General features: G+C 63.4%; 14 protein-coding genes and 1 tRNA gene. 13 read left to right on the top strand and 2 right to left on the bottom strand.

Features of this window, described 5'->3' with window-relative positions:
* The first annotated feature begins 118 nt into the window (after positions 1-118).
* Positions 119-192, top strand: a tRNA-Lys gene (locus BLT08_RS11700).
* Positions 193-560: 368 nt separating this feature from the next.
* Here BLT08_RS11700 and BLT08_RS23615 read toward each other — a convergent pair.
* Positions 561-863 carry a DdfA family disk-determining factor gene (locus BLT08_RS23615; RefSeq protein WP_090306947.1) on the bottom strand — a complete coding sequence of 101 codons (303 nt, stop codon included), beginning with the start codon at positions 861-863 and terminating at the stop codon, positions 561-563.
* A 252-nt stretch (positions 864-1,115) separates the two neighbouring features.
* Positions 1,116-2,723, bottom strand: a complete 1,608-nt coding sequence (locus tag BLT08_RS11690; protein WP_245724203.1) for a hypothetical protein — start codon at positions 2,721-2,723, stop codon at positions 1,116-1,118.
* A 634-nt stretch (positions 2,724-3,357) separates the two neighbouring features.
* Between BLT08_RS11690 and BLT08_RS11685 the strand changes: the two genes are divergently transcribed.
* The 12 genes from BLT08_RS11685 (at position 3,358) to BLT08_RS11630 (ending at position 17,188) form a co-directional block, all read left to right on the top strand.
* Positions 3,358-4,452, top strand: a complete 1,095-nt coding sequence (locus BLT08_RS11685; protein ID WP_090306944.1) for a hypothetical protein — start codon at positions 3,358-3,360, stop codon at positions 4,450-4,452.
* Positions 4,453-4,848, top strand: a complete 396-nt coding sequence (locus BLT08_RS11680; RefSeq protein WP_090306940.1) for a hypothetical protein — start codon at positions 4,453-4,455, stop codon at positions 4,846-4,848.
* A gap of 143 nt (positions 4,849-4,991) precedes the next feature.
* The gene (locus tag BLT08_RS11675; RefSeq protein ID WP_090306933.1) at positions 4,992-5,657 is read left to right on the top strand and encodes an MBL fold metallo-hydrolase; all 666 of its coding nucleotides are present in this window, start codon (positions 4,992-4,994) and stop codon (positions 5,655-5,657) included.
* A 129-nt stretch (positions 5,658-5,786) separates the two neighbouring features.
* Positions 5,787-6,095, top strand: a complete 309-nt coding sequence (locus tag BLT08_RS11670) for a HalOD1 output domain-containing protein (RefSeq protein WP_090306930.1) — start codon at positions 5,787-5,789, stop codon at positions 6,093-6,095.
* 249 nt (positions 6,096-6,344) lie between these two features.
* Complete coding sequence (locus tag BLT08_RS11665; protein ID WP_090307700.1) at positions 6,345-7,664, top strand: P-loop NTPase; 1,320 nt, start codon at positions 6,345-6,347, stop codon at positions 7,662-7,664.
* A 347-nt stretch (positions 7,665-8,011) separates the two neighbouring features.
* Positions 8,012-11,563, top strand: a complete 3,552-nt coding sequence (locus tag BLT08_RS11660; RefSeq protein WP_090306927.1) for a molybdopterin-dependent oxidoreductase — start codon at positions 8,012-8,014, stop codon at positions 11,561-11,563.
* A gap of 17 nt (positions 11,564-11,580) precedes the next feature.
* On the top strand, positions 11,581-12,783 hold the full coding sequence (locus BLT08_RS11655) for a 4Fe-4S dicluster domain-containing protein (protein ID WP_090306924.1): 1,203 nt from the start codon (positions 11,581-11,583) through the stop codon (positions 12,781-12,783).
* A gap of 15 nt (positions 12,784-12,798) precedes the next feature.
* Positions 12,799-13,614, top strand: coding sequence for a TorD/DmsD family molecular chaperone (locus tag BLT08_RS11650; RefSeq protein WP_090306922.1), 816 nt, complete (start codon positions 12,799-12,801; stop codon positions 13,612-13,614).
* A 160-nt stretch (positions 13,615-13,774) separates the two neighbouring features.
* On the top strand, positions 13,775-14,344 hold the full coding sequence (locus BLT08_RS11645) for a molybdopterin-guanine dinucleotide biosynthesis protein B (protein ID WP_090307696.1): 570 nt from the start codon (positions 13,775-13,777) through the stop codon (positions 14,342-14,344).
* 323 nt (positions 14,345-14,667) lie between these two features.
* Entirely contained in the window at positions 14,668-15,336 is a 669-nt protein-coding gene (locus BLT08_RS11640) for a helix-turn-helix domain-containing protein (protein ID WP_090306918.1), read from the top strand.
* Between the two features lie 189 nt (positions 15,337-15,525).
* Positions 15,526-16,293, top strand: a complete 768-nt coding sequence (locus BLT08_RS11635) for an enoyl-CoA hydratase/isomerase family protein (RefSeq protein ID WP_090306915.1) — start codon at positions 15,526-15,528, stop codon at positions 16,291-16,293.
* 121 nt (positions 16,294-16,414) lie between these two features.
* The gene (locus tag BLT08_RS11630) at positions 16,415-17,188 is read left to right on the top strand and encodes a hypothetical protein (protein WP_090306913.1); all 774 of its coding nucleotides are present in this window, start codon (positions 16,415-16,417) and stop codon (positions 17,186-17,188) included.
* Positions 17,189-17,234: the final 46 nt, after the last annotated feature.

Raw genomic sequence — 17,234 nt, 5'->3', positions numbered from 1 at the left:
CGGAACGCCGTCGTACGGCGGGTACGTACGCTGTGAGTCGGTTGACGTATGGTTACGCCTGCCACAACGCCGTCTAAGGGAAACGTATATCCCTGCCCACGAAAAAGTCGCAGGTACAGGGCCGGTAGCTCAGTTAGGGAGAGCGTCTGACTCTTAATCAGACGGTCGCGTGTTCAAATCGCGCCCGGCCCGCTTTCCTGTCGCGAACACCTTCGTGAGCGACAGGTAACGGAACCGGCGCGATTTGAACGCAGGGAGAGCGCAGTCTCCTGAACGGAGTGAGCGAGGAAGCGATCGACCGTGTGTTCATAATCGCGCCCGGCCCGCTTTTGCTCCGAGCAATCACGCGAGGAGCAGAGCGGCTCGCGCGATTTGAAGTAGACCAGAAAGGCGCAGCGAAGTCGTTCGAAACGGCTTCGCCGTTTCGTGATGACGAGAGAGCATAGCTCTCTCGAACCACGAGCATTTCTGGGCGTAGTTCATAATCGCGCCCGGCCCGCGATTCTGTTTCAGGCACTTACGCGAGAAGCGGGACCTCTATAGTACCTACCGGGAACTATTCAGTCCTCGAGTCGAACGACAACCTCCGGACCCTCGCGAACGACGATATCGAATCCGTTGTACGAAAACTCGATGCGAAGCTCGGAGTCGGTTCGACGCTCGTGGGGTTCGAAAAGGGTGTTGAGCGCGTCCGGATTGATGACGTCGTAGAGAGGTGGGAGCTCGATCGGATCCATCCTCGATACGGCCGCAACGGTCTCGATAACGGCGAGAGAAGCCGTTTGGCTCCCCGAGAAATCGTGGTGGACGCTGGTCGGTGAGCTACTCCCGGCGGTAGCATTGAGGCGTGGTTCTGGCTCCATGAAACTACTTGTTCAAACGCCATTGTTCTTCTATAAAAGCGTGTCCAATTCCTCGGCGTTTACATAATCAAACAGGCGTGTATGGATGCGATTATCCTCGAATAGCAGCTAAAAATGAGTGTCAACGACACAGTCACTGTCTCCCGATCGATATATTCGCCTCCCTTCAACCGCGTGTCGCTCGAGAGCGGAACCGAACCGGACTGCAACGTACCAACTCGGAACAGCGTGCGTCGGCGATTCAGGCCACCATCACCGATCGTCTCGAACGCCGTCGGGGAACTCGTTACCCTCGAGACCGACGGTCCCGGAATCACCGGTGATGCGGAGGGAGTACCCGTCGTCGACGGAGCGCGCGACGGTGTTCTCGATCGTGACGTCGTCCCCGCCGTTGACGACGATCGGCGTGTGCGTCGTCACGAACTCGCTGTCGGCGACGACGTAGTCCGATCCCCGCAGATCGAGGCCGCGCCGGCTGTCGCCGCCCACCTGTTCGACGTCGAGACCGACGAACCGGCAGCCGGATCGCTCACAGAAGATCGCGTGACGATTTCGGGTTCCCACCGCGTCGCCGGTGATTTGGACGTCCTCGAGGACGACCGGTTCGGCGTCCCCGCCGAGTATTCGAACCGCGTTGGCGCTGCCGTCGATGTCGATCGTGACGTCCTCGAGGGTCGTCGCCCCAGCCGCGGGATCGATCCGAACTCCGGTGTTCGGCCGGCCGCCGACGGTGAGTTCGGAACTCGAGATCGAGGCGCTGTCGACGTCGTTCATGATTCTGATCGCGTCGCCGTTGGGCTGTGGGACGTCGACGGTGACGTTCTCGAGGGAGTGATCCCCGCCGTCGAGGCGGATCGCGTGTTGGCCGTCCGAGTCGTGCGGATCGTCGTCGACGGCGACGGTCGCGTCCCTAATCGCACCCGTCGTTCCATTGAGTCGGATCGACGCGGTGGCGCTGTTTCGGAACCGGCCGCCGTCGATGCCGACGCGCCCGGTCTCGTTCGACGAGTACAGTCCGTTGTCGGGGAACCCGCCCAGGCTGCAGTCCTCGAAGACGAGCGTTCCGCGGTGTGCCGGGTTGACGATGATGCCGGTCGCACCGCGCCACCTGTTCCCCGCGTTCGGCGTCTCGTCGACGTGGACGGCACCGTCCTCCGCGCGGAACCGGGTGACCACCCCTTCGCCGTCGGGGTCGGTTACGTTGAACAGTCCCGGCCCCCAGGTTCCGCTGTCGTGGACGCCGTGGACGGTGACATCCCGGACGAGGAGTCCGTCTTCGACTTCGGCGTTGATGACCCGAATCCCCGTCTCGTCCGCGGTCTGATCGACGTCGAAGCCCTCGAACCGGAGGTCGCGGCCGGGGACGTCGCTCGTCCCTAGTCGGAACAGGCGATACTGCGGCCCGTCGAACTCGTGGTACGGCGCCGGAACCAGCGTCGCGTTCTCGCCGACGAACCCGACGTTCTCGAACCCGGTAAACCGCAGTTGCTCGTCCATATAGTATCGCCCCGCCGGGAACGTGAGGAGCGTATCGTCATCGACGACCTCCCGTAACACGGCCGTGATCGATTCGTTCCCCTCGGGATCCGCACCCGCTTCGACGACGTCGATAACAGTCTCGTACTGCTCCTCGATCTCCTCTTGGTCTTCGGTTTCGTCCAACTCCTCGGTCTCCTCCTGGTCCTCCGTTTCATCCCGTTCTTCGGTTTCGTTCGACTCCTCGATAAAGCACTGCTCGTCTGACTGGTCCGCGGCCGCAACACCGGTGACCGATAGCGTCCCGAGCCCGATGAGAGTTCCTCGTAGATACGATCGTCTTCCAACCCTCCGACTGTGTGAATCGTCTGAAGTCACGTCCATCGGTCCACACCGAGGGTTCTTACGTATATTCGCGGTAATTCCTCCCAAAACTGTCGCAGTTTTCGAACGGGTCGAACAACGGTCTCTGGCCGGATTGCGAGCGATTGAAGCGGTATCGACGCCTCGGCTGCTCGAGCAGTTAGCCCAGAACTAACCGAATTATCGACTAACGCGGTGGACGAAACAGTTGTGCTAACGTGGAGGGCCGATTCGGCGGAAATCGCGCCCCAATCCATCCTCACCGAGAAATTGTGATCGGGCGACAGGCATCACTGGCGAACCAGCTCCAGGTGTCGATCGGTGATACAAACCGCTGGCCGTCGAGGATGTCACGGCCGTTGGTGATTCGCGCTGGCTCGTGAGTAGAGACGCACCCGCACATTACTGATTATATTAATATCTTTTCTTGAATGTCAGCAGCAGAACTACAGGCCGAGTGATAAGTATGGACACAGACCATTGCTAGTCGCCGATGGTAATCACATAGGGTAGACAGTCATACTATCTGACTATCAGGGCTGCAATGGGCTCGAGCGGGTTTCGACTCCACCCTGGTCACGCAGGACTCGAGTTGTCGAGCGCTGGGGGGCGCGATGACACAAATACCGAACGCACAATGAATAGACGCAAATTCATGATCGGAACGGGGAGTATTGGCGCAGCAGCAATCGGTGGCGCGGTCCTCATGTCGGGGAGTGCCGTCGCAAAAGTCGGCGAACACACCTTTAGCGGAACTGAAATCAGCGAAACGACCGACGACGGTTCTCTCGACGATATTCAGGTCTGGGTCGACGATCTCGAGATATCTTGGGAAGGCCTCAACAGCTCGGCAACAGAAGCGACAGTCGAGCTCCAGGTATATCACGACGGAGAAGAGGAGAACGCGTACACTGTCGATACGATCACCCAGAGCGTCAGTGGAACAAGCAACAGTAACATCGAGATAGGCGATGGAGACCGCGATCTCGAAGGGAGCATAATACACGGCAACGAGCACATCAGCGCAGACGACTTCGAGGCCAGCGAGGACGGCGATGAAGACAACAAGCGCAAAGAGGATGTTACGCTCGAGCTCGTCGTGACGGTCGAATCCAACGGTGACTCAGAGGCCACTGGTAGCCGTGACACAAACCTCGAAGTCGCGATGACGAACCGCGCCGAGGGTGCCAACTCTGGTGGAGACGCCGGTGCAGAAGCAACCACGTACACCACGATCGGTGAGAGCGATGACGAGGTCGTTACAATCGGTGCTCGGTATACACCAGACGGCTACAGCTACAAGGTCGAGATCGATCGCGAAGGCTGGCCAGCTAACGACTCCGAAGCGAACTTCAACATCAACCTCGACTTCGGCGTTGACGAAGAGAACGATAACGGTGAAGACTATCAACTCGTCTGGCACGCGAGCGGAGATCGCACTGACGCTGGATTCGCCCTTATCGATGCAGCGTCGGGGGATCGCGGAGACAACGCACACCACGAGGACGAGGTAGACGGATTCAGTGGTGAGAAGCGTAGCATCAGCGAGTTCATCGTGAACATCGATGATGACGCAGATATCATCGGAGACAACCTCCCAGGAGACGGTGAGTCCTACACCTTCGCGGGTTACGCCAGCGATGGTGGTGATCCCGATGGTGAAGAGCACTTCATCACGGCAGACGGTGACTACCCAGACTGGAGCGATGGGGAGAACTTCTACCAGACATCCGTGAGCTACGAGGAATAGATGCAACGACAGAGCCTGATAGTCGGGCTCGTCGTGGTCTTAGTCACGATATCTGGTGCCGTCGTCTACACCACCCTCACAGGTTCCGATGATCCGGAACCGGAGATGGATGACGTCCCAGAGGGAGACGACGAATCGGACTCGGATGGTACGGTTGAGCCGACGGATGGTGAGAAGGACGACGACTCCACGCCGGACGAAGACGACAAGAAGGACGACGATGAGAAAGGCGAAGACGACGGTGACGAAGACGAAAAAGACCAAAAAGATGGCGACGACACTGGCAGTGGACCACCGATCGGCGGTGGTAACGGCGACGATGACGACGCCGACACGACCGTAGGCGGCAACGCAAGCGGATGCATCGTCACCGACCAGAACGACTGCAACGACTGATACCCGAGTTTCGTTTTTTACGGTTCGACACACGAATTAGCTGTCGAGTGACAATCGGCGGGATAACCGATCCTCATACGGACGCATTCTTCTGCCGGAGCCACCGACCTATAAGGCCGAAACCCGCGTACACTCGAGCGACCATGTCCACCACCTACGAGGGACTCACGTTCGAGCGGATCGGCCACGCGAGCAAGCGACTCGAGACCGGCGACGGACGAATCATCTACATCGATCCGTGGAGCGAGGTCGTAGACGACGAACCGGGCGACGGCGACGTCGTCTTCGTCACGCACGACGACTTCGACCACTACGATCCCGAGGCGATCGAGGCCGTCGCCGGCGACGACGCGACGATCGCGGTCTTCGAGGCCGTCGACACGAGCGATCTCTCGTACGACGTCGTCGACCTCCCCCACGAGGGCGATCTGACCGTGGACGGCATCGAGGTCCGGACCGTTCCGGCCTACAACGATCCGGACGGCGAGCACGTCGACGAGGACGGCTCCCCGTTCCACGCGGAGGGCGAAGTGATCGGGCTCCTCCTGACGCTCGAGGGAACGACAATCTTCTTCCCGTCGGACACGGACTTCCTCGACCACCACGGCTCGATCACGGCGGACGTGTTCGTGCCCCCAATCGGCGGTCACTTCACGATGGATCGCCACGAGGCCGCCGACTTCGCTCGCAGCGTCGAGCCAGAGCTGGTGCTTCCGGAACACTACGATACCTTCGAGCCGATCGAAACCGACGCCGAGGCGTTCGCCGAGGAACTCGAGTCCGACGACATCCGCGTCGAACTGTTCTAACCGTACCACAGTACTAGCGCACGGGCATTTTCGGCGATTTTCCCGTCGATCTCGGCGTTCGAGAAGGGGCCAGCCGATACCCTCTCAATTTGGGACAAGCCTCTTTTCCGAACGGTCACGAGCAGTGATATGGTCCATCACAACCACAGCCGTCGGCCGGACGACGACCGTGTGGAGATTCGGACCGTGCGTGAGGAATCGGAGTCGGTCACACGCATGATCTTGCGGGGGTTGTCTGTGGTAAAGAACGTCCCGATCAGGGAACTCGATCCGCTCTACGAACAGGTCGAGACCGAAGCGTTGGACAGTCTCCTCACCCATGCAGAGGGAACTGAGAGTACTGTCAGCGTCGAGTTCACGACCGACGATCACACAGTCGTCGTCACCCACCGCGACTGCGTCTGTGTTCGTACCGATGATCACCTCGCACCGACGTAGGGTGCGTTCACGACTCTACCGAATCGTTCAACCGTTGCCGCTGAGCGATCGGTGGGACCGAACGCGGCTATCCGAGCGATTGGGCGTGGACCGGCCGCTCCCGTCGGTTACTTCCGTCTATTCTTCGGAGATCGAACCGTCATGCCGACGAACGAGTCGTCGGCGCTCGTCGATACACCGGGGTGCAGACTTCCCGCGGCCTGGGAACTCCCGACGGGTGAAATACCGCTCTGGATCGAACGCTCAACTATGCCAGCCGAGCCACCTCAGACCGACGACGAAATCAAGCGAGCGGTCGTCGATCGCCTGCGAGCGGTCCAGATCCCCGGCGGCGACCCGATCAGCGAACAGTTGGTCGAAGACGTTACCGTCGAGAGCGGTGTCGTCACGTTCGTCGTGAACTTCAAACGGCTCGATCAGTCGATGGCGGACCGCATCACCGACCAGTTACAGGGTGCGGGCCTTGCAACCCCCGGCGTCGAACACGCCCGCGTCGCCGCCGTCGATGCCGCAGCGCCCGAGACGGGGCTGCCGGTCACCGGCGTCGAGTCGATCATCGCCATCGGAAGCGCGAAGGGGGGCGTCGGGAAGTCGACCGTCACCGTCGCGCTCGCGAAGGCGCTCGACGCGGCGGGACTCGAGGTCGCCGTCTTCGACGCGAACGTCCACGCGCCCGACGCGCCGGATCTCCTCGGCGCCGAGGGGCCGGTTCGATCGACGCCGTCGGGGAGCCCGATCCCCGTCGACGCCGACGGGATCGAGGTCATGAGCGTCGAACTGATCGCCGAGGACGGGCCGGTCGCCTGGCGCGGGGCGATGGTCCACGACGTCGTCACCGACCTGCTCGGAAACGCCGATTGGACGGACCGAGACGTCCTTTTACTCGATCTCCCGCCGGGGATCGGCGAGGCGGTCACCACCCTCGTTCAACAAGCACCCATCGACGGGAGCCTGCTCGTCAGCACGCCGACCGACGAAGGCGTCCGCGCGAGCGAGCGTACGGGCGCGTTACTCGACTCCTACGGGGTCCCCGTGATCGGCGCGGTCGCCAACATGGTCGCGACCGACGAGGCGGACGTCGCGTCGCCGTACGAGGGCGACGGGCGCTCGCTGGCCGCGGAGATCGAGTCGGTCGAGGTGCTCGAGGACGCCCTCGAGCCGATTCCGTTCGATCCGGCGCTTCGAGAGCTTCAGACGTGTACCTTCGACGAGCCGTCGACGCCGGGAGAGACCGCCGTCGCATCGATCACGGAGACGCTCGAGGCGTTCCTGGCGGACGCCGCCGGCCCCGAAGCGCCCGCGGACGCGGTCGACCTTCGTGGACTGCCGCCAGCCGCGAGCCAGCGACAGGCCCTCTCGGAGTTCGGCGTCACGGGAGACGCGCCGGTGTCGATGCTGGTGCGCGGCGAACCACGGGAGTTCGTCGATGTCATCGAGGGGACGCTCGAGCGCGACGACCGGTCGCTCGCGCGGACGACGATCGACGACCTCGGCCGCGAAGGGTGGCTCGTCGAGTTCGAACCGGCGGCCGACTCCTCGACGCCGTCGACGTCCGAGCCGACGGCGTAAGCGGTTGGGCTGTCGAACGGCCTCGGGGGTAGTCGATTGTTTTTCGGTTGGATGTGCCGAACCCGATACTCGCTCGGTCGACCGGTGAGTTCGGCGGTCGCGCTCCGCCGTCGGTCTCGATCGAATCGACGGCGGAATCTACCCTGTAATAAAGACCCCCTATTGGCAGGATTTCGGGCGAGACGTCCCCAGCGCGTGGGAACAGGCGCTTTTAGTAAAGCGATCGGGATCACAGTGCCGCATGTGATGGCACACGGACTACCCACAACTGATCGGCGCTGTCAGTGCTCGCGAGCGACGACATCGCCCGCCGACTATCGCCACGCCGCGTGCGTGGAGGTGGGACGATGAGCGACGCGGACGACGCCGCGAGCGGTGCGGATGACGGCGGGCTCGACCTGACCCGCCGAGAGCTCGGTGCGGCCGCGGCGGGGATCGCCGGCGCGTCCGGCCTCGGACTGCTCGGCTTCCGGCGGTTCGCCAGCGAGACCGCAGAGGACGAGGACGGGCCGATGAATCCCTTCGAGGAGTACCCCAACCAGGGATGGGAAGAGCACTACCGCGACGTGTGGGAGCCCGACGACTCCTTCATCCTCACGTGTACGCCCAACGACACCCACAACTGCTACCTCGAGGCCTCCGTCAAGAACGACGAGATCACGCGTCTCGGGCCGAGCATGAACTACGGCGAGGCCGAGGGGCTCGAGGGCGAGCAGGCGACCCAGCGCTGGGATCCGCGCGTCTGCAACAAGGGTCTCGCGATGATCGAGCGCTTCTACAGCGATCAGCGGGTCAAAGCGCCGATGGTTCGCGAGGGCTTCAAGCAGTGGGTCGAGGACGGCTTCCCGCGGGAAGATGACGGCTCGATGCCCGAAGAGTACGCTACCCGCGGCGAGGACGGCTGGGAGGAAGTCGAGTTCGACGAGGCCTACGAGCTGGCCGCACAGGCGATGTACGAGATCGCCGACCACTACACCGGCGAATCGGGCGTCCAGGACTTACTCGAGCAGGAGTACGACGAGCGCGTCGTCGAGGAAACCGGCGGCGTCGGCACCCAGACCCTGAAATTCCGCGGCGGGATGCCGCTTTTAGGCATGATTCGCCTGCAGGGGATGTACCGCGTCGCGAACCAGATGGCGCTGCTCGACCAGGACATCCGCGACGTCGACGACGACGAGGCCGTCGGCGGCGTCGGTCTGGACAACTACTCCTGGCACACCGACCTGCCGCCGGGGCACACGATGGTCACCGGCCAGCAGACGGTGGACTTCGATCTCGTGAACGTCGAGTACGCCGACCACGTCGTGCTCGCGGGGATCAACTACCTGACGACGAAGATGGCCGACTGCCACTGGCTGACCGAGGCCCGACTGAAAGGCACGAAGGTCACCGGCGTCTTCACGGACTACAACGCGACTTCCTCGAAGTGCGACGAACTGGTCATTCTCCGGCCCGCGACGGACTCCGCGCTCTTCCTCGGTGCCGCGAAGATCATCATGGAGGAAGAACAGTACGACGAGGACTACGTCCGTCGCTTTACCGACCTCCCGATGCTCGTCCGGATGGACGACAAGAAGCTCCTGCGAGCCAGCGACGTCGTCGAGGACTACGAGCCGGGGGACCTCGAGAAGTCGATGGTCGTCGAGAACGACGACGAGCGCCCGCCCGAACACACCACCGACGTCTGGGAGAACATCCTCACCGAGGACCTCCGCGACGAGTGGGGCGACTTCGTCGTCCGCAACGAGGAGACCGGCGACCTCGAGGCCGTCACTCGAGACGAGATCGGCGACGACTTCGATGTTCCGGCGAGCCTCGAGGGCTCGTTCACCGTCGAGACCGTCGACGGTGAGACCGTCGAGGTCCGTCCCGTCTTCGACCTGATCAAACAGCACCTGATCGACACCTGGGACGCGGAGTCGGTCGCGGAGGTCACCGGCTCCTCACCCGAAGCGGTCGAGAACCTGGCCGCGGACGTCGCGGACAACCAGGAACAGACGCTCATCCTCACCGGGATGGGGCCGAACCACTACACGAATCAGGACCAGAAGGACCGCGCGGTCTTCCTGCTGGCGTCGCTGACGAAGAACGTCGGCCGTCACAGCGGGAACGTCGGCAGCTACGCGGGCAACTACCGCGGCTCGTACTTCAACGGCCGCGGACAGTGGTCCTCGGAGGATCCGTTCGACATCGAGCTCGATCCGGACGAGCCGGCGAACGTGAAGAACACGAAGACGATGCAGTCGGCTCACTGGTACTCCCACGGCGACCGGCCGCTAAAGATCGAAGGCGAGTACCACATGGGCGACTCGCACATGTTCACCCCGACGAAGTCGCTGTGGGTCTCCGGCTCGAACTCGATTCTGGGCAACGCGAAGGGGAGCTACGACATCATCGAGAACATGCTCCGGACCGGCCGGATCGAGGCGTTCTTCACCAACGAGTGGTGGTGGACGGGAACCTGCGAGTACTCCGACATCGTCTTCCCGGCCGACTCGTGGGCCGAACACCACATGCACGACATCACGGCCGCGGTGACGAACCCCTTCGTGATGGCGATGCCTACAACGGGCCTCGACGAACGGATCTACGACACCCGCAACGACGCCGAGATCTACGCCGGCGTCGCTGAGAAACTCGCCGAACTCACCGGCGACGATCGGTTCGCGGACTACTGGGAGTTCATCAACGAGGAGGATCGAGCGAAGACCTACCTCCAGCGGATCATCGACCACTCGAACACGGTCAAGGGCTACGACATCGAGGAGATGCTCGAGGAGGCCGAGGAGGGCATTCCGAAGATCATCCAGACCCAGACCTACCCGAAGAAGGTCGGCGGCCGTCAGGCCGAGGACGGCGATCCGTGGTACACCAAGACCGGGCGGATGGAGTTCTACCGCGAGGAGGACATGTTCGCGGAGGCGGGGGAGAACATCCCGCTGCACCGCGAGCCGATGGATGGCACGTTCTACGAGCCAAACGCCATCGTCTCGGGGGCCGACCACCCGGTGATCGATCCCGACACGCCTGACGACCTCGAGTGGGAGGACGAGGACAACATCAGCGGGGCCGACAGCGAGGCGCGACAGGTCCGCAATCGGATCTACACGCCACAGGAGCTCACCGACACCGAGCACCCGCTCAAGGCGCTCGACGCCGGCTTCGACTACAGCTACATGACGCCGAAGTACCGCCACGGCACCCACACCTTCGCGAACTCGCTGCCGAACATCGCGGTCTGGTGGGGTCCCTTCGGCGACATGGAGCGCCACGACGAGCGCAAACCCTATTACGGCGAGGGGTACATCGAGATGAATCCCGAGGACGCCCGCGAGGAGGGGTTCAACGACGGCGACTACGTGTGGGTCGACGCCGACCCGCAGGACCGACCGTACCGCGGCGCGGACCCTGACGACGAGGACAGCTACGCCCGCGCGAAGATGCGCGTTCGCTACCAGCCGTCGATGCCCCACGGCGTCACGCGAAGCTGGATGAACCTAAACGGGGCCTCCCACGGCACCGTCGAGGCCCACGACCCCGACGGCGAGGAGGGCGACGGACTGGCGGTCAACGAGGACACCGATTACGCCTCGCTCTACCGGCAGGGAAGCCACCAGAGCGCGACTCGCACCTGGTTCCGTCCGACCCTGCTGACCGACGACATGGCGCGCAAGAACTACGGCGGCCAGAACATCGACGTCGGCTTCGAGGCCGACGTCCACGTCGCCAACGGCGCGCCCAAGGAGTCGTTCGTCAAGATCGAGAAGGCCGAAGACGCGGCTCACGAGGACGACGAGGAACAGTGGATGCCCGATCGGAAGGGGCTGCGCCCCGGCGGCGAGAACGACCGGATGCAGGAGTACCTGAGCGGCGGCTACGCGAGCGAATCTGACGACTAACTACGAGGTGACCACCAATGGCAGAAGTTTACAACTGGCAGATCGGACGCGAGATGGAATTCCCGTACGCTGAGTCCCGACCGGAAAAGCAGTGGGGCGCAGTGTTCGACATCAACAAGTGTATCGCGTGTCAGACGTGTACGCTGTCGTGCAAGACGACCTGGACCCACGGCGAGGGCCAGGAACACATGTTCTGGAACAACGTCGAGACCAAGCCCTACGGCTCCCACCCCGTCGGCTGGGACGTCGAGATCCTGGACAGACTGGGATACCAGGAGTGGGGCGAGGAGGACGGCGAGCACGTCTACCAGGGCGACACGATCTTCGAGGCCAACGACGTCGACTGGGACGACATGCTGATCGACGACGACCTCAGTAACATGCACGGCGAGGACATCGAGGGCTACCGTCCCGACAGCGAGGACTGGGCCTACCCGAACCTCGGCGAGGACGAACCCGCCGGCGAGGGCGTCGAGTCCGACACGCACATCCAAGAGGAGACCCACCCGATGTGGTTCTTCTACCTGCCGCGGATCTGCAACCACTGCACGTTCGCCGCCTGCGCGGGAAGCTGTCCGGTCCAGGCCGCCTACAAGCGTACGGAAGACGGGATCGTCCTCATCGACGAGGACAGCTGTCAGGCGGCACAGGAATGTGTGCGGGCCTGTCCCTACGGGAAATCGATCTACAACCCCGAGAAGTCCGTCTCCCAGAAGTGCGTCGGCTGCTACCCCAAAATCGAGGAGGGGCTCGTCCCGCAGTGTTTCGAGAACTGTCTGGGCAAGATCCGCCAGCACGGCTGGATCAACAAGCCGGAAGACGCCGATCCGGACAACCCGATCGACTTCCTCGTCCACGAGGCCGAAGTCGCGCTCCCGCTGTACCCACAGCTCGGACTCGAGCCCAACGTCTACTACGTTCCGCCGATCAACGTCCCGACCGACTACCTGTTCCAGATGTTCGGGCCGCGCGTTGAGGACGCCATCGAGACCTACCGCGCCGCGATGAACGGCGACGAGGAACACCGCAAGCTGCGCGGCCTGCTCCACCTGATGGGGTCGACCGAGTGGCGCGTCGAGCAGTTCGAGGTCACCGACGAGGAGGCCATCGGCTACGACGGCGACGGCTCGACGGTCGCTCGCGTCCCGATGGAGGAACCGCAGTACGAACGCGAGACGTTCGACGAAGCCAACGACGTCTACCGGCTCGACGTCACCTGATCGAGGAATACACCAATGAATCCGGAAACTCACGTTCACCGCGCACGCCTGTACAAACTCGCGTCGCTCGCGTTCGACCGCCCCGGCGACGAACTGACCGCGGCACTCGAGAGCGGCGAGTTCGCCGACCAGCTGGTCGAATCGGCCCGCGCACTCGAAAGCGACGCGCTCGCCGACCACGCCGAATTCGTGGCCGACCACAGCCCGTCGGACGAAGCCGGTATCGAGACGCTCGAGGGCAAGTACGCCGACCTCTTCGGCTTCGAGAACGGCGGCGAGCTCTCGCAGTACGAGATCGAGTACAGCCCGGGGACGATCCTGACCAGCACCGACACGCTGGCCGACCTCTCGGGCTTCTACCGGGCGTTCAACCTCTCGACGGTCGACGGCGCCCGCGACCGTTCGGATCACCTCTGTCTGGAACTCGAGTTCTGCTCGCACCTGGCCTTACAGACGGCCTACCTTCGACAGACCGGTGACGAGACGGGGATCGGCGTCCTCGAGAACGCTCAGGCGGACTTCCTCGAGGACCACCTCGGCCGCTGGATTCCGCGGTTCCGCGAGACCGTCGAGGAGGAGACCGAGGTCGCGTTCTACCGGGAACTCGCCGGCCTGCTCGACGAATTGGTGGCAACCGACGCCGACCGGTTCGGCACCGAGCCGAAGGTGTTCCCCGAGACGCCGCCGTCGCCGACCGAGAACTTCATCGGCGGCGACGAGGAGGGCGACTTCCGGTGTAACGGCTGCGGCATCGACAACATGCCCGGCCAGAACCCGACGATGCCGAACGCTCCCGGCGGACCGGGACGGAACCGCGACGGGCCGAACTGAGCTACGGACCTCCCGATTCGATCAACCGATTTCAGTTGCTCCCATTCGTCCGAGACCGAACGACTATTGCTGGACTCGCCGAACGACCGTGTGTGACCGACCCAGCCGCGCAGTTCTCGAGACCGACACCCCAGCGTTCGTCCGATCGGCGAGGACGCAGATGAAAGTCGTCTGTCTCGCCGGAGCGAGCGACTCGGGCAAAACCACGCTCGCCGAGGCCCTCGTCCCGGAACTGGCCGACCACGGCCGCGTCGCGACCGTCAAATCGATTCATCACGATATCGAGATCGATACGCCCGGCACCGACACGCACCGCCATCGAACCGCGGGCGCCGAAACGGTCGTCGGCGTGACCCCCGAACTCACCTTCGACATCAGCACGCGCGGGAAACGCGATCCACCCGACGCGCCCGACGCGAGCGACGTCTTCGGCACCGACGATGCCGACGCGAACGATTCCGAACTGCAAGCGCTCGCGAGCACGCTCGCACGCCTCGAGCGCCGAGGCTACGCGTTCGTCGTCGTCGAGGGCTTCTCGGCGGCCCCACTGCCGACGATCCTCGTCGGCGACCGCGATCCGTCCGCTGTGGGCGGCGAGATCGTCGGCCGCGGAACGGACAGTGTCGACGACCTCGTGGCAACGATCCGCTCGCTCGAGTCCGTTTCCGTCCTCGCCCGTCCCGGAGACGGCGGACTCGGAGACGAGTCGCTCGAAAGCGACGATCAGTAACGACAGTCCGTTCAGGACGCGACTGTCGGTCGACGACGCACCTCCTGGGACGGGAAACGCGTCGATCGGGCCGGCAGCCTGGGGGACCGTCCTGGTACGACCGATCGAGTATCGGATCGGTCGACTGGGGACTCGCTGCCAGTCCGACGTCCCTCAGATACCCCGCTACGGACCGTCACGACACCACTGACAGTATTCTGACGATAATCCGCGAACGCCTGTCGTTCGGAACCAATAATTCAAACTGTAATTCGTCTTCGTCGCGGCTAATCCCTTTGGAAGTGGGGTTATTGGGTTCGTCGTCGTAGCATTGATTGAGAATCATGACATCGATTGCAGACATCGAGATTCCCGCGGAGGGAACTGGCGCCGGCGAGCTGTTCGAGGCCGTCCCATCGCTCACCTGCGAGATGGAGCGAGTGATCGCCTCGAGCGGTCACGGTCTCTGGCTGTCGGGTCCGTCACAGGACGCCGTCGAGGAGGCACTGAACGACGCCACCGCGATCGGTGACTACGCGTTGATCAACAGCGACGATGATCGGTGGCTGTACGACATCGAGTTCGAGCCGGACACCGTCGACGTCTTCGATCTGGTCATCGAAGAGAAGGGGACGGTCCTGAGCGCGTCGGCCTCGAGCGGCACGTGGCTGCTGAGCATCCGGTTCACCGACCGGGAGAGCGTGAGCTCGCTCTACGACCGCCTCGACGAGGAGGACGTCGCGCCGACGATCGTTCGCCTGTTCGATCTGGCGGAGGAGAGCCACTCCCAGTGTGGGCTCACCGCTCGCCAGTACGAGACGCTCGTCGCGGCGATCGACCACGGCTACTTCGAGATCCCGCGCGAGGTATCGATGCAGGAGCTTTCCGAGGAGCTGGGAATCTCCCACCAGGCGCTCTCGGAGCGACTCCGCCGCGCCTACCGGGCCCTCGTCACATCGGAGCTGAACGTCTCCGAAGACGAGACCGTCGCCCCGCCGATGCCGTCCGACTGAACCGACCCCGAGTAGCCGACAGCCATCGCTCGAGACTGCACGACGCCGGTCGCCACCCGGCATTCCGGCAGTCGATGTTTTCACGGTAGATCGTTCCCAGCGACAATGCGTCGAGCGCCTGCGCCGGAGTAGCGGCTCTCGTGGCTGCGAACGGGTACCATTATGTCGCGCGCCAGTCACTGTCGAGCCATGCACGTCGATACCGACGACGGAATCCTTCGGATCGCGTTCGACCGACCGGGTGCGCTCAACGCCATGACGAGAGAGACCGCCGTCACGCTCGCCGACACGATCGAGGACGCCTCGCCGGACGAACACCACGCGATCATCCTCACGGGCGAGGGCGACGCGTTCAGCGCCGGCGGCGACCTCCAGGCGCTGTCTGAGAGCCCAGCCTCGGCGCGGGACGCCTACGAATCGGTCACCGACAGCTTCGGACGGGTCGTCGAAGCGATGCTCGAGTCCACGGTGCCGATCGTCGCGAAGGTCAACGGCGACGCTATCGGCGCCGGACTGGCGGTCGTCGCGCTCGCGGACATCGCCTACGCCGCCGAGGACGCGACGTTCTCCTGTGCGTTCGTCCGCGTCGGTCTCATTCCCGACACCGGCGGGACGTTCATGTTGCCACACATCATCGGCCTGCGCGCCGCGAAGAAGCTCGCGTTCACCGGCGAGTTCTTCGGTGCCGAGCGGGCAGCCGACCTCGAGTTGGTCAACGAGACGGTGGCCGCCGCCGAACTGGACGACCACGTCGAGGAGACCGTCGAGCAACTGCGAAACCGGCCGACCGAGATCGTCGGCATGATGAAACAGGCGATGCACGAGAACATGGGTCGACACTGGTCGGAGGCCCTCGACTACGAGAACCTCCTGCAGGTGCAGGCCCGAACCTCCGAGGCGCACGAGGAAGGCGTCTCGGCGTTCCTCGAGGGCCGAGATCCCGAATTCGATACGTAACTGGGCCGGCGGCGTCGGATCCAGACTGCGATCGGATCCGATACGGAACGTGTCACTACTCGAACCGCAAGCCACCGCAAGCACCACCAACTTCCACGGGTTCGCCGTCTAGTACAGTGTAATGTCTCCAGAGTTTACCGACGACGACATCGGCAAGACCGTCGTGAACGCGAACGGCGAAGAGGTCGGTCTCGTAACGGACGTCGAACACGGCACAGCCCACGTCGAACCCGACCCCGGAATCGCCGACACGATCAAGGCGAAACTCGGCTGGGGTGGCACCGACGAAGACTCCTACCCGCTCCAGGAGGGCTCGGTAGCCCAGGTGACGGACGACGAGGTCCACCTCGAGAGCGATCTCGCCGGAAGCTCCGGCGGCGGCTCGACCAGTACCGGCGGCGCCTCGGACCTGGACGCCGGCTCAACTAGATCGGCCGACACGGACGCGGGAACGCCCGGTACGGACACCGGCACCGGAACTGGTGCTGGCGCGGCGGGCGCCGGTACCGATACGGATCGCGGAACTGGGACGAGTGACGACGACCTCATCGGCGACGACGATGACGATCTGATCGGTGACGATGACGACGGCCTGACCGACGATGACGACCTCATCGGCGATGACGACGATGGTCTTACCGACGACGATGACGGCTTGATCGGCGATGATGACGATGGCCTGACCGACGACGATGATGGCTTGATGGGCGATGATGATGATGGACTCACCGACGACAGTGATGACGATCTGATCGGCGACGACGACGACGGACTCACCGACGACAGTGATGATGATCTGATCGGTGACGATGACGACGGACTCACTGACGACGACGACGATCTGATCGGCGACGACGATGATGACGACGTTCTCGACGACCGAGATACCCGGTAGTCCCGACCCCGCATCGTCTCGAGCCACCGCCAGGATCTGTCGTCGA

The sequence above is a fragment of the Natronorubrum texcoconense genome (assembly GCF_900100335.1).
Lineage (GTDB): Archaea > Halobacteriota > Halobacteria > Halobacteriales > Natrialbaceae > Natronorubrum > Natronorubrum texcoconense.
The sequence above is the reverse complement of the archived record's forward strand: the minus strand, read 5'-3'. Positions and strand labels throughout refer to the sequence as shown.